This is a genomic window from Pseudomonas sp. MWU12-2037 (assembly GCF_023242345.1).
Taxonomy (GTDB): Bacteria; Pseudomonadota; Gammaproteobacteria; order Pseudomonadales; family Pseudomonadaceae; genus Aquipseudomonas; species Aquipseudomonas gingeri_D.
Genome location: NZ_JALLIZ010000004.1, coordinates 1 through 13,440 on the forward strand (window position 1 = coordinate 1; position 13,440 = coordinate 13,440).

Annotated in this window: 14 protein-coding genes; 8 read left to right on the plus strand and 6 right to left on the minus strand. The window is 62.2% G+C overall.

Annotated features, from left to right (window positions below):
- The first annotated feature begins 413 nt into the window (after window positions 1–413).
- Together rhtA and M5B42_RS08290 are read left to right on the plus strand one after the other, a co-directional pair.
- On the plus strand, window positions 414–1,301 hold the full coding sequence (gene rhtA, locus M5B42_RS08285; protein ID WP_103494776.1) for a threonine/homoserine exporter RhtA: 888 nt from the start codon (window positions 414–416) through the stop codon (window positions 1,299–1,301).
- Between the two features lie 166 nt (window positions 1,302–1,467).
- Window positions 1,468–1,791: a hypothetical protein gene (locus tag M5B42_RS08290; RefSeq protein ID WP_103494777.1), complete on the plus strand. Its 324-nt coding sequence runs from the start codon at window positions 1,468–1,470 to the stop codon at window positions 1,789–1,791.
- Here M5B42_RS08290 and M5B42_RS08295 read toward each other — a convergent pair.
- Complete coding sequence (locus M5B42_RS08295; RefSeq protein ID WP_248745522.1) at window positions 1,763–2,326, minus strand: TetR/AcrR family transcriptional regulator; 564 nt, start codon at window positions 2,324–2,326, stop codon at window positions 1,763–1,765. The genes M5B42_RS08290 and M5B42_RS08295 overlap by 29 nt on opposite strands.
- 92 nt (window positions 2,327–2,418) lie before the next feature.
- On the opposite strand from M5B42_RS08295, the gene M5B42_RS08300 reads away from it, so the two are divergent.
- Together M5B42_RS08300 and M5B42_RS08305 are read left to right on the plus strand one after the other, a co-directional pair.
- Window positions 2,419–3,159, plus strand: coding sequence for an SDR family oxidoreductase (locus M5B42_RS08300; protein ID WP_152736899.1), 741 nt, complete (start codon window positions 2,419–2,421; stop codon window positions 3,157–3,159).
- A 39-nt stretch (window positions 3,160–3,198) separates the two neighbouring features.
- Window positions 3,199–3,795 (plus strand): 2-hydroxychromene-2-carboxylate isomerase, encoded by a 597-nt coding sequence (locus tag M5B42_RS08305; protein WP_103494780.1) that lies wholly within the window; start codon window positions 3,199–3,201, stop codon window positions 3,793–3,795.
- A 5-nt stretch (window positions 3,796–3,800) separates the two neighbouring features.
- Here M5B42_RS08305 and M5B42_RS08310 read toward each other — a convergent pair whose 3' ends face one another.
- The gene (locus tag M5B42_RS08310) at window positions 3,801–4,799 is read right to left on the minus strand and encodes a zinc-dependent alcohol dehydrogenase family protein (RefSeq protein WP_248745523.1); all 999 of its coding nucleotides are present in this window, start codon (window positions 4,797–4,799) and stop codon (window positions 3,801–3,803) included.
- A 101-nt stretch (window positions 4,800–4,900) separates the two neighbouring features.
- Here M5B42_RS08310 and M5B42_RS08315 point away from each other — a divergent pair, with 101 nt between their 5' ends.
- A complete protein-coding gene (locus M5B42_RS08315) occupies window positions 4,901–5,800 on the plus strand; it encodes a LysR family transcriptional regulator (RefSeq protein ID WP_152736902.1) in 900 nt (299 codons plus the stop codon).
- Window positions 5,801–5,853: 53 nt separating this feature from the next.
- Here the strand turns inward: M5B42_RS08315 and M5B42_RS08320 are convergent, their stop codons facing one another.
- The 4 genes from M5B42_RS08320 to M5B42_RS08335 form a co-directional block, all read right to left on the minus strand.
- A complete protein-coding gene (locus tag M5B42_RS08320) occupies window positions 5,854–7,662 on the minus strand; it encodes an aminopeptidase P family protein (RefSeq protein ID WP_248745524.1) in 1,809 nt (602 codons plus the stop codon).
- Window positions 7,663–7,708: 46 nt separating this feature from the next.
- A complete protein-coding gene (locus M5B42_RS08325; protein ID WP_248745525.1) occupies window positions 7,709–8,878 on the minus strand; it encodes an aminotransferase class V-fold PLP-dependent enzyme in 1,170 nt (389 codons plus the stop codon).
- A gap of 242 nt (window positions 8,879–9,120) precedes the next feature.
- Complete coding sequence (locus M5B42_RS08330; protein WP_248745526.1) at window positions 9,121–9,747, minus strand: LysE family translocator; 627 nt, start codon at window positions 9,745–9,747, stop codon at window positions 9,121–9,123.
- 105 nt (window positions 9,748–9,852) lie between these two features.
- Window positions 9,853–10,122, minus strand: a complete 270-nt coding sequence (locus M5B42_RS08335) for a hypothetical protein (RefSeq protein ID WP_103494786.1) — start codon at window positions 10,120–10,122, stop codon at window positions 9,853–9,855.
- A 398-nt stretch (window positions 10,123–10,520) separates the two neighbouring features.
- On the opposite strand from M5B42_RS08335, the gene msuE reads away from it, so the two are divergent.
- Genes msuE through M5B42_RS08350 form a run of 3 tightly spaced genes read left to right on the plus strand, consistent with a single transcriptional unit; the run spans window position 10,521 to window position 13,433 of the window.
- Window positions 10,521–11,084: an FMN reductase gene (gene msuE, locus M5B42_RS08340; RefSeq protein ID WP_103494787.1), complete on the plus strand. Its 564-nt coding sequence runs from the start codon at window positions 10,521–10,523 to the stop codon at window positions 11,082–11,084.
- Between the two features lie 9 nt (window positions 11,085–11,093).
- Entirely contained in the window at window positions 11,094–12,242 is a 1,149-nt protein-coding gene (gene ssuD / locus M5B42_RS08345) for an FMNH2-dependent alkanesulfonate monooxygenase (protein WP_248745527.1), read from the plus strand.
- A gap of 3 nt (window positions 12,243–12,245) precedes the next feature.
- Entirely contained in the window at window positions 12,246–13,433 is a 1,188-nt protein-coding gene (locus M5B42_RS08350; RefSeq protein ID WP_103494789.1) for an acyl-CoA dehydrogenase family protein, read from the plus strand.
- Window positions 13,434–13,440 lie beyond the last annotated feature (7 nt).

Genomic DNA, 13,440 nt, shown 5'->3' on the forward strand with positions numbered 1-13,440 from the left:
CAAAACCCTCAAAACCTTTGTAACTCATTGAATCTCAAAGGTTTTTCCGTTTCGACTGCGCCGGAAGTGGGGCGAATTATAGAGCCACAGGATTTCCCGTCAACGCTTATTTTCACTTTTCTGTCATAAGGGCCGGAAACGCCGTAAACAATAAGGTCTGCGGCGTTAGTACTGACGTCTTCGCGGGCAAGCCCTGCTCCTACAGTCCTCTGTCGTTCCCCAATTTTGTATACGACGCAAACCTGTAGGAGCAGGGCTTGCCCGCGAAGAGGCCCTTAAGCCTTGCTCCACCTATATGAACACCACAGCCAGCGAGCCAACCCAACAAAGTGAGCAATATATTGCTCAATGATGCGTTGTTCCGCATCATATACACCTGCCTCCCTTATATAGCCCCGGATGACACTCTCCCCATGACCCAGCAGTCCCGCAGCCTGGCCTCGACACTTTTCCCCGTCGGCCTGCTGCTTATCGCAATGGCCTCGATTCAATCCGGTGCCTCCCTGGCCAAAAGCATGTTCCCGATTGTCGGTGCCCAGGGCACCACAACCCTGCGCCTGGTATTTGCCAGCATCATCATGGTACTGGTCCTGCGCCCCTGGCGAGCCAAGTTCACCGCCAAATCCCTGCGCACCGTGATCATCTATGGCATCGCCCTGGGTGGCATGAACTTCCTCTTCTATATGTCCTTGAGAAGCGTGCCCCTGGGCATCGGCGTTGCACTGGAGTTCACCGGCCCCCTGGCAGTGGCGATCTACGCCTCACGCAGGGCCATCGACTTTCTCTGGATTGCCCTGGCAGTCAGTGGCCTGCTGCTGTTGATCCCCACCGGCGCCGCCAGCGCCAGCCTTGATCTGCTCGGCGTCAGCTATGCACTGGGAGCGGGTGTCTGCTGGGCGCTGTATATCCTCTATGGCCAGAAAGCCGGCCACGATAATGGCGTTCAAACCGCCGCGCTCGGCGTGGTGATTGCCGCCCTGTTCATCGCCCCGATCGGTATCGTCCACGCCGGTGCCGCGCTGCTCACCCCAGCCCTGATCCCGGCGGCCATCGGCGTTGCCATCCTCTCCACCGCCCTGCCCTACAGCCTCGAGATGGTCGCCCTGACGCGCCTGCCCGCGCGCACCTTCGGCACCTTGATGAGCATCGAACCCTCCTTCGGCGCATTGTCCGGGATGCTGTTCCTCCACGAGTACCTGTCCGTTGCCCAGTGGCTCGCCATCGCCTGCATTATCTGCGCCTCCGTCGGCGCTACCCTGACCCTGCGCAAGGAGTCCGCACCGCCCGTCGCGGTCGATTGAAACAGAGTGTGAGCCAGCGCTGGTATTTACCGCTCAAATAGGACATGTTTACGCCTAACTCAATGCCAGCCTTGGATATTTTGGACAGGGGCATCAAGGAAGAATCAGGCGGCACGAAAAAAGCCAAACCGGACGGATTGATCCGGGGGCAGAGATAGGGAAGGTAATGAAACGCTTCTTGATAGTCCTGGCAGTACTTGCCGTCGCGGGCTGCGCCGCGACCTCGAAACCGATGAAATACGGCAAGCGTGGCGTCCATATCAACTGTTCCGGGCTGACATCCTCCTGGGAAAAGTGCTACACCAAAGCCGCCGACTCCTGCAGCGATAGCGGCTATAAAGTGCTGGCCAAATCCGGCGACGCCGTGGAAGACCCGGGTGATTACCCGTTCGGCCTCAACCCCGCCGGCTATACCAGCCGCAGCATGATCATTATCTGCAAAAAGCCGTCCGCGCTGAGCCCTAAACCGCCCCTGCCAGTTGACGATTGATTTCATCATGGCTGGATTGCAACACCTGGCGCTGAATGTCCGGAGTCACCAGCATTCGCGCCACCACCAGTGCCCCCACGCACTGGGACAGAATCGACCAGGCCCGGCTTTCGCTGCCCAGTGCTTGTGCCCAGCGCTGCTGTAACCGATAGATCCAGTCTTCGGCCTGCTGGCGCACCGCCAGATCCGCCCTCGCGATTTCCGCCCCCAGCGCGGGCAAGGCACAACCATTCTCCGGCTGCTCGACATGGCTCATGCTCAGGTAGAGCTTCAGGCAACGCTTGAGCTGCGCCTGATCGGGCTCCCCCTCCCCGCCCAGCCGCACCAGGCTCTGGCTCAATTCCCGCTCGACAATTGAACTGAACAATTCGTCCTTGGACGAGAAATGGCCATAGAACGCCCCGCCACTGAGGCCGATGGCTTTCATCAGGCCGTCGACGCCGACGCCCGCAAAACCTTCCCGTTTTGCCGACAGCGCGCTGCTTTCGAGCAACCGCTCACGGGTTTGCTGCTTGTGACTGAGGGAATAACGCATGGTGCCGTTCCTGTTGACCGCCTTGACGATGGGTGAATCGTAGCATAACGTTCGTTTAGTTAACGACCGTTTACTAAAAGAGCGATCCACACATGACTACTGCAACCCAGAACAAGAAAGTCGTATTGGTCGTCGGTGCCGGCGACGCTACGGGCGGTGCCATCGCCAAACGTTTTGCCGCCGAAGGGTTTATCGCCTGCGTCACGCGGCGCAGTGCCGACAAGTTGCAACCCTTGGTGGAGGCCATCCAGCAGGCCGGCGGCGAAGCCCATGGGTTTGCCTGCGATGCGCGCAAGGAAGAGGATGTTATCGCCCTGATCGAACAGATCGAGAGCCAGATCGGCCCGATCGAAGCATTCGTCTTTAATATCGGCGCCAATGTGCCCTGCAGCATCCTTGAAGAAACCGCGCGCAAGTACTTCAAGATCTGGGAAATGGCCTGCTTCTCAGGGTTCCTCAATGCCCGTGAAGTCGCCAAGCGCATGGTCACCCGCAAACGCGGCACTATCCTGTTCACTGGTGCCACCGCCGGCCTGCGTGGGGCCGCCGGTTTCGCCGCGTTTGCCGGCGCCAAGCACGGTATCCGGGCCTTGGCCCAGAGCATGGCGCGGGAGTTGGGCCCGCTGAATATTCATGTGGCCCATGTGGTGGTCGACGGAGCCATCGACACCGACTTTATCCGCAGCAACTTCCCGGAAAAGTACGCCCTCAAGGATCAGGACGGCATTCTCGACCCCGCCCATATCGCCGAGAATTATTGGTACCTGCACAGCCAGCCCCGCGATGCCTGGACCTTCGAGCTCGATCTGCGTCCCTGGAATGAACGCTGGTAAGCTCAAGCCCACGACAATAACAACAAGGATGCTTTATCCATGAAAAAAACCGTCGAGTTCTACTTTGACCTGGGTAGCCCGGCCGCCTACCTGGCGTACACCCAGTTGCCCGGCCTCTGTGAACAGACCGGCAGCCAGCTGGTTTATCAGCCAATGCTCCTGGGCGGCGTGTTCAAGGCCACGGGTAATGCCTCTCCGGCCGAGATACCGGCCAAGGGGCGCTATATGATCCAGGACCTGGGGCGCTATGCTCGTCGTTACGGCGTCGCCTTCCTCTACAACCCGCACTTTCCGATCAATACCCTGATGCTGATGCGCGCGACCACTGGCGTGCAGCTGCGCGACCCGGAACGTTTTGTCGAGTTCGTCGACACCCTCTATCACGCCCTCTGGGTCGACGGACGCAACCTGAACGACCCGACCACCGTCGCCCGGGTGTTGGCTGAAAAGGGTTTCGACCCGCAGCGGGTCCTCGCGCTGACCCAGGACGAAGAGGTCAAGGCCGTCCTCAAGGCCAAGACCGAGCAGGCCCTGCAGCGCGGCGTATTTGGCGCGCCGAGCCTGTTTGTCGGCGATCAGCTGTTCTTCGGCCAGGACCGCCTCGACTTCGTCCGCGAAGCCTTGCTCCAGGACTGAATAACCTAGATCTCGATCACCAACCGACCTTGCGCCGCGCCGCCGGCCAGCAAGGTATAAGCCTCCTCGGCGGTTTGCAGGGTAAACCGCCGGGGATCGAGCAAAGGCTTCAATTGACCGGCCTCGATCAAGCGTGCGGCCTGTGCCAGTATCTGCCCGTGATGCTCGCGGCCGTGGCCGGTGAGCAATGGCAGCAGGGTAAACACCCCGGAGTAAGTGGCCCCGCGAAAGGACAACGGTGCCAGGCTGTGTTGCCCCCAACCAAGGCAGCTCAGGACATGCCCGTGATAGATCCGCGCCGCCTGGAACGACCGGTCCAGGGTTTCGCCGCCCACCGTGTCATAGACAATATCGAAGCCCTCGCCGGCGGTATGCAGCGCGACATATTCCTCCACGCCCTGCTGCCGATAATCGATAAAGGTCGCGCCAAAATTCTCGATCTGAGCCTGCTGCATGGCCGAACCGGTGGCGAAGACCCTGGCGCCGAACGCCTTGGCAATCTGCACCGCCACATGGCCGACCCCACCCGCTCCGCCATGAATCAACACTGACTGATCGGCGCCTACCCGGGCGCGATCGACCAAGCCCTCCCAGGCGGTAATCAGTACCAATGGCAATGCCGCGGCCTCGCGCATGCTCAGGTTGGCCGGCTTGCGCGCCAACAGTCGAGCATCGACCGCGGCAAACTCGGCCAGCGAACCCTGGGCACCGCCGATCCCGGTGGCCAACCCGTACACCTCATCCCCCACCGCCCAGCCGCTGACACCTTCGCCCAGGGCTTCAACCACCCCGGCCAGGTCCATGCCCAGGATTGCCGGCAACGGTTGACGGGCATGACCGGCCTGGCCAGCGCGGATCTTGGCATCCAGCGGGTTGATGCCGCTGGCCTTGATACGGACCAGCACCTGACCCGCCGCGGGTGCGGGGCGGTCGATGGAAACCAGGCGCAACGGCGCATTGGCGGCGTCGACCAGCAGAGCGTTCATTTCAAGGGAGTGGGACATGTCGGCGATCTCGATCAGTGGAAGTGAGAGCGATCATGCGCCCCGTCACTCATGCCGATAAGACGCGTTATTGTTATAGTGATCATGCCCTTTTGGCATGAATGAGGCGTCCCGTGGATAAACTCAATGCAATGGCCATTTTTGTCCGGGTCGTCGAGCGCGGCAGTTTTTCCGCCGTGGCCCGGGAACTGCGGACCAGCCAGCCGACCATCAGCAAAATCCTCAAGGCCCTGGAGGTCGAACTGGGCGGCAAGCTGATCGCCCGCAGCACCCGCCAGTTGTCACTGACCGATGAAGGCCAGCGCTACTACGCGCAATGCCGGCAGATCCTCGCCGCCGTGGACAATGCCGAACACAGTTTTCAGTCGGGCCGGGAACAGGTCGCCGGCAGCCTGCGCATCGGCTCCTCGGTGAGTTTCGGGCGTTTGCAGATCGCCAGTCGGCTGCCGGACTTCCTGGCGCGCTATCCGCAGTTGGAGATCGACCTGCAACTCAGCGACCAGAACCAAGACCTGGTCGAGGAAGGCCTGGATGTCAGTCTGCGCATCGGCGAACTGGGCGACAGCAACCTGATCGCCCGGCGCATCGGCGATACCCGGCGGATCACCGTCGCCAGCGCCGCGTACCTGGCGCGCCGGGGCGAACCGCAAACCCCGGAACAACTGAGCGAGCACAACTGCCTGCAATTCAATCTGCTGAGCAGCCAGAACCTCTGGTACTACGAAAAGGACGGGCAGCGCTACAGCGTGCGCATCAAGGGCAATGCCCAGAGCAACAATTCGGAGGCGATTAGGGAAATGGTGCTGGGCGGGCTCGGCATTGCGCTGTCGCCGGTGTGGCTGTTTGCCGAGGATCTGCAGGCGGGGCGGGTTATGGCGATTCTGCCCGACTATCAGACCCAGTCGCTGCCGATTCATGCGGTGTTTCCGGCCAATCGCCGACAGTCCGCCAGGGTCAAGGCGTTTGTCGACTATATGAGCGAAGCCCTGCTGAGCGATTGAACACAGTGCGATCCATTGCGGGAGCCGGCAAGCCGGCTCCTACAAAACCGTGATCAGATCGCGACGGTACGGGTGTTCAACCACTCCAGTGCCGCGCCATCGAGCAACGGGCTCAAGCGCTCGCGCACTTCGGCGTGATAAGCGTTGAACCAGTCACGCTCTTCCTGCGTCAACAACGACGGTTCCAGGCAACGGGTATCGATCGGGCACAGGGTCAGGGTTTCGAACTTGAGGAATTCGCCGAACTCGCTCTTGCCCGCCTCACGGTTCAGCACCAGGTTTTCGATACGCACACCCCAACGGCCCGGACGGTAGGTCCCAGGCTCGATGGAGGTGATCATCCCCGGCTGCATGGCGGTCTGCGGGGCCGGAACCGCCTGATAGGCGATCACCTGCGGACCTTCGTGCACATTGAGGAAGTAACCGACGCCATGGCCGGTGCCATGCCCGTAATCCACGCTTTCGGCCCAGATCGGCGCCCGGGCGATAGGATCCAGCAGCGGCGAAAGAATGCCACGGGGAAACTGCGCCCGGGACAAGGCAATCACGCCCTTCAGTACCCGAGTGCAATCGCGTTTCTGCTCAGCCGTCGGCGTGCCGACCGGCACCATCCGGGTGATGTCCGTGGTGCCGCCCAGGTATTGACCGCCGGAGTCGATCAGCAGCAGGCCGTCGCCCTCGATCAGCGCATGCTCCGCTTCAGTGGCGTGGTAGTGCGGCATCGCCCCATTGGAATTGAACGCGGCAATGGTATTGAAGCTCAGCGACACATAACCCGGACGCCGCGCCCGGGCTGCGCTCAGGCGTTCATCGATGGTCAGTTCGGTGACACGTTCACGGCCCAGCGCGGTTTCCAGCCAGGCAAAAAATTCACACAGGGCCGCGCCATCCTGCTCCATGGCCTGACGGATATGCACCGCGTCATCCAGGCTCTTGCGGGACTTGGCCAAGGTCGTCGGGTTGAGCCCCTCGACCAACTTCACATCCTCGGCAAGGTTGTCCAGCAAACCGACCGTCACGCGCGCCGGATCGACCAGCAGGCCCGCTCCCGCCGGAATGCCGGCCAGCGCCGCGCCGATTTCGCTGTAGTCGCGCAAGGTCACGCCATCGGCCTTGAGCACCTGCACCAACTCGGCACTCACCTTGCCCAGGGACACGAACAGCGTGGCCTGCTCCTGGTTCACCAGGGCAAAGGACACGAACACCGGGTTGAAGGACACATCGGCACCGCGCAGGTTGAACAACCAGGCGATATCATCCAGCGTGGCGATGAAATGCCAGTCGGCGCCACGGGTATTCAACTCCCGGCGCAACTGGGCGAGCTTCTCGCCACGGGAAACCGTCGCTTGCGGCGGCAGGTGCGGGTAGATCGGCTGGTCTGGTAGCACCTCGCGGTCTTCCCAGACCTGGTCGAGCAGATCGATGTCGGTGCGCAGCCGCGCGCCACGCGCCTGCAACTTGTCGCTCAGGGTTCGCGCCGAAGCCAAGGCCATGACGGCGCCATCCACCGCAACCACACCACCAGACGGCAACTGTTCGGCCAGCCAGTCCAAGGGACCGGGTTGCCCCGGCAACAATTTCATCAGCTCGATACCGCTACCGGCCAACTCCTTGGTCGCCTGCTCCCAGTACCGGCTGTCAGCCCAGACGCCGGCAAACTCCGGCGTCACGATCAAGGTGCCGACCGAGCCATGGAAACCAGACAGCCACTGCCGGCCCTGCCAATAGGCCGGCAGGTATTCCGACAAGTGCGGATCGGCCGACGGCACCAGCAAGGCCTGCACGCCTTCACGGCGCATCAGTTCGCGGGTGCGTGCCAGACGCTGGGGAACGGCTCCTTGACTCGGGGTCTGCGTGCTCATCATGTCTCCTGCTAACCACTTATTATTCAATTATCATCCGGCACACTCACGGCTGGGCAATCGCCCAGAACGGTGCCGGTGCACTCAGGCTTGCCTTGATCGCCTTGGCGGCGCGGTCGATGTCCTGCTCAGAGGTAAAACGCCCCAGGCTCAGGCGAATGGTCCGGCCGGCCAGGCGTGCATCGTGCCCCAGTGCCAGCAGCACATGGGACGGCGCCTGGCTCGCGGAGTTACAGGCCGACGTCGCCGAGTAGGCCAGGACCCGACCCAACGCCGCGCCGTCGAACTCGCCTTCGGCAAAGGTCAGACTCAGGGTATGGGGGATGCGTTCAGTCGGGCTGCCGTTCAGGCGCAGGCCCGGGACATCCGCCAGTTGCTCGAGCAAGCGCTGGCGCAGATGAGCGATGCTGGCGATTTCTTCTTCCAGGTGCTCGGTAGCCAGGGCAAAGGCACTGCCCATGCCGGCGATCTGATGGGTGGCCAGGGTGCCGGAGCGCAGGCCGCCTTCATGGCCGCCACCGTGGATCTGCGCGTGCAGCTTCTGCTGCGCGCGTGGGCCGACATACAAGGCACCGATGCCCTTGGGACCGTAGACCTTGTGGGCGGAAAACGACATCAGGTCCACCGGCAAGGCGGCCAGGTCGATTGCCACCTTGCCCGCGCCCTGGGCCGCGTCCACATGAAACAGCGCGCCCTGTTCACGGACCCGCTGGCCGATGGCCGCGATGTCATTGAGGGTACCCAGCTCATTGTTGACCAGCATCAGCGAGACCAGAAAGGTGTCCTCGCGCAGGACCTCACTGACCATCGCCGCGGTGATCAAGCCTTCGGCATTCGGCACCAGGTAGGTGACGGCGACACCGGCTTCCTGCAGTTGCCGGGCGGGATCGAGCACCGCCTTGTGTTCGATCTGGCTGGTGACCACATGCCCGCCGCTGACGCCACGGGCCTGGGCAACGCCCTTGAGGGCCAGGTTGTTCGATTCGGTGGCCCCGGAGGTCCAGACGATCTGCTCGGGGCTCGCCCCCACCAGGCTCGCCACCTGTTGCCGGGCCTGCTCGACCGTCTGCCGGGCGCGCTGGCCGAAGGCATGGGAGCTGGACGCCGGGTTGCCGAAATTGCCGGAAAAGCCGAGACACTCGACCATCACCCGGATCACCCGCTCATCCACCGGCGTGGTAGCGGCATAGTCGAAATACAGAGGAAGTTCATTCATGGCAAAAAGACTCATAAAGCGTGTCCCGCGGATCGATCTCTTGCTGATCACCCACCCTGGTGGTTGGGCGGACAGCTATACCCGATGGAAAACGATTAAAGAAAGATAACTTTCATTTAAAAGTGCGTAGGAACGCTCCTGAAATCCAGCTTACAGGCCCAAGGAAGGTGTTGCGAGTGTCAATCCTGCTGGAACAAGCGGCCCGCTTCAACGGGGGGGCACAGGAAACACACAAGGACGAGTCAACGCAGCAGTTGCCGCGCACTCTCATGCAACATCGGATACAACGAAATCACCAACAGCAGCGCCATACCGATATTGAACAGCCGCAGCCAGCGCGGGTCACGCAGCACATTGCGCAACAGGCTGCCACAGGCCGCCCAGAGACTGACGCTGGGCGCGTTGATCAGGGCGAACACCGCCGCGATCACCCATACATTGCTGGAATAGCCCTGCAATGGCGTGTAGGTGCTGATCGCGCCGACCGCCATCACCCAGGCCTTGGGATTGACCCACTGAAATGCCGCTGCGTTCCAGAACCCGAATGGGCGGCCCGGCCCCTGCTCCGACTCGCTGACCGGGCCGGAGCCGGCGATCTTCCAGGCGAGGTACAGCAGATAGGCCCCACCGATATAACGCAATACCGAGTAGAGCACGGGATAAGCCTCGAATACCGCGCCAAGACCAAGACCCACCGCCAGTACCAGGACAAAAAAGCCGCAGGAAATACCCAGGATATGGGGAATGGAACGGTTGAAACCAAAGTTGACGCCGGACGCCAGCAACATCGCGTTGTTAGGGCCGGGGGTCACTGAAGTCACCAGGGCGAAAAGAGCAAAGCCCAGCAGCAGGTCCAGCGAAAGGGTCATAAATAGCGTCCAGCCACAAGCTCAGTCAGGGACTCAGCCTATCCCACCGACTTGGCGGAACTCACGCACAGTTGGCAAAAACTTGGACCGATACAGTTTTACCTTTCAGCTCTGTGGACTGTGTCTGTTACTGCCGCGATCGGCGCTGATCTCGCCCTGGCCATCAAAACCCTGCACCTTCCGCGGCTGCCCCATCAGTTGCGCCTTCTCCCGCTGGTACTCATCGAAGGACAGCCCGCGACGGTTCAGGGCTTCCAGCGCCAACTCCCGACTCTCTTCAGCGCTATAGGGCCGCAGTTCAGGAGACGAATGACTGGCACAGCCGGCCAGCAACGAAAGACCGAGCAACAGCAAGAGCATGGATGAATGTTTCATGGCGCAACTCCCAAGAACCTGGCGTGAGGCAATAGACACAGGCTACCGGGCGCGCCGACAGGGCAAAAATCACCCGTCTCGATAGTCGCTATCGATCGCCTCGGTCGTTCCGGGATCGGGCACCACATATTCCTTAACGAACTATAAATATGGAAATACGTTCGTTTACGGAATATTAAAAAACCCTTACAACGGTTCTCACACCTTATCCACTGTTGCCCGGGCAACTGTTCGCCCACCAACAGTCGATCAACAAAACAGTCCGCCAGCCAGCACCCGGCACCTCGCTTACCCCGCCAGGTGCCTGCAAACAGGGGATCTGGGCGCTTGGTACAGCTCTTGCTGATGCCCTGTCACTGACCCTGCTCGCTGAGCAACTGTTTGAAAAGGAACTGATCATGTCTCGCGCACTGAAAGTCGTTGCCCTGTCCGGCGGTACCTACCGCCCTTCCCGCACCCTGGTGCTGACCCAGGCCATACTGGCCGAACTGACGCAGCAACTGCCCATCGAAAGCCACCTGATCGAGCTGGGCGATATCGCCCGCCCCCTAGGCTCGGCGCTGTCCCGCAGCGAACTGAGCGCCGAGGTTGAAGCCGAACTGCAGGCCATTGAGAACGCCGACCTGCTGATCGTCGCCGCGCCGGTCTATCGCGGTTCCTATCCGGGCCTGCTCAAGCACCTGTTCGACCTGATCGACCTCAACGCCCTGATCGACACCCCGGTGCTGCTGGCCGCCACCGGCGGCAGCGAACGCCATGCCCTGGTCCTCGATCACCAGTTGCGCCCGCTGTTCAGTTTCTTCCAGGCCCTGACCCTGCCCATCGGTGTCTACGCCACCGAGGCCGACTTCGCCAACTACCAGATCACCAGTGAGCCCTTGAGGGCGCGCATCCGCCTGGCTGCCGACCGCGCCACCGCCCTGTTCGGCGTACACGCCAAACCCCTGCTGAAAATCGCCTGAGGCACTGTCATGGATGTTTTCTGGTTTCTCCCGACCCACGGCGATGGCCATTACCTGGGCACCACCCAGGGCGCGCGCCCGGTCACCCTCAACTACCTGAAACAAGTGGCCCAGGCCGCCGACAACCTCGGCTACCACGGCGTGCTGATTCCCACCGGACGTTCCTGCGAGGACTCCTGGGTCATCGCCTCGGCCCTGGTACCGCTGACCGAGCGCCTGCGTTACCTGGTGGCGATCCGTCCCGGGATCATCTCGCCGACGGTTTCGGCGCGCATGGCCGCGACCCTCGACCGCTTGTCCAACGGCCGTTTGCTGATCAACGTGGTGACCGGCGGCGATCCCGACGAGAACCGTGGCGACGGCAGCTTTCTCGACCATGGCGAACGCTACGAAGTGACCGACGAATTCCTCCAGATCTGGCGCCGGGTATTGCAAGGCGAGGCGGTGGACTTCGAAGGCAAGCACCTGCGGGTGCAGAACGCCAAGGCGCTCTACCCGCCGGTACAGAAACCTTATCCGCCGCTGTATTTCGGCGGCTCGTCCGACGCCGCCCACGACCTGGCCGCCGATCAGGTCGATGTCTACCTGACCTGGGGTGAACCGCCGGCCGCCGTGGCGGCGAAGCTGGCCGATGTGCGTGAGCGCGCCGCTCGCAAGGGTCGCACCGTGCGCTTCGGCATTCGCCTGCATGTCATCGTCCGGGAAACTGCGGAAGATGCCTGGAAAGCCGCGGACAAACTGATCGAACATATCAGTGACGAAACCATCGCCGTCGCGCAGAAATCCTTCTCGCGTTTCGACTCCGAAGGCCAGCGGCGTATGGCCGCGTTGCATGACGGACGGCGTGACAACCTGGAGATCGCGCCGAACCTGTGGGCCGGTGTCGGCCTGGTCCGTGGCGGTGCCGGGACGGCCCTGGTCGGCAATCCACAGCAGGTGGCCGAGCGCATCAAGGAATACGCCGACCTGGGGATCGAGAGCTTCATCTTCTCCGGCTACCCGCACCTGGAAGAAGCCTATCGCTTCGCCGAGCTGGTGTTCCCGTTGCTGCCCGAGCCCTACGCCAGCCTGGCCGGACGCGGCATCACCAACCTGACCGGGCCGTTTGGCGAAATGATCGCCAACGATGTGTTGCCAACCCAAGCCACAGGATCCTGAACCGTGACTGCCCAGCCACGCAACGCCCTGTTGACCCCTCTGCAAACCGCCCGGCAACTGGCCGCCGATTTTGCCCTGACCGCCGTCGAGCGCGACGAACGCGGCGGCACGCCAAAAGCCGAACGTGACGCCTTGCGCCACAGCGGCCTGCTGGCCCTGAGCATCCCCACCCAGTACGGCGGCCTCGGCGGCCGTTGGAGCGAGACACTGGACGTGGTCCGCGAATTCGCCAAGGTCGACAGCTCGATTGCCCATGTCTTCGGCTTCCATCACCTGATGCTGGCCACCGTGCGCCTGTTCTCCCGTCCCGAACAATGGCAACCCTGGTTCGAACAGACCGCACGCAAGAACTGGTTCTGGGGCAATGCCCTCAATCCCCTGGACACCCGCACGGTGGTGCGCAACCTCGGCGGCTGGCGCGAATTCTCCGGCAAGAAAAGCTTCTGCTCCGGCGCCAGCGACTCGCAGATGCTGATCGCCTCGGCAGTGGACGAAAGCGCCGGCGGCAAGTTGCTGATCGCCGCCATTCCCAGCGGGCGCAGTGGCATCACCCTGCATGACGACTGGCACAACATGGGCCAGCGCCAGACCGACAGCGGCAGCGCCAGCTTCGAGCGGGTGCGGGTCGAGGAATCCGAACTGCTGCTCGACCCCGGCCCCTTGAGCACACCTTTCGCCTGCCTGCGGCCCCTGATCGCGCAACTGACCCTGACCCATATGTTCCTCGGCATTGCCGAAGGGGCTTTCGAAGAGGCTCGGCAATACACCCTCGAAGAAACCCGGCCCTGGTTCAAATCCACAGCCCGGGATATTCGCCAGGACCCTTACGTGCTCAACCACTACGGCGACTTCTGGGTCGCCCTCGAAGGTGTCCGCCTGCTGGTGGAGCGCGCCGCCGGGTTGCTGGACCAGGCCTGGGCCAAGGGCCAGAACCTCAGCGGCGAGGAGCGCGGCAACCTGGCCATCGCCATCGCCACGGCCAAGGTCGCCGCCAACCGCGAAGGCCTGGCCCTGTGCAGCAAGTTGTTCGAAGTCACCGGTGCCCGCTCGACCCATGCCTCCCTGCGCCTGGACCGCCATTGGCGCAACCTGCGGACCCAGAGCCTGCACGACCCGCTGGACTACAAACTCCAGGAACTCGGCGACTGGGCTTTGAACCAGACGCTGCCGATCCCCACTTTTTATTCCTAGAGAAGCC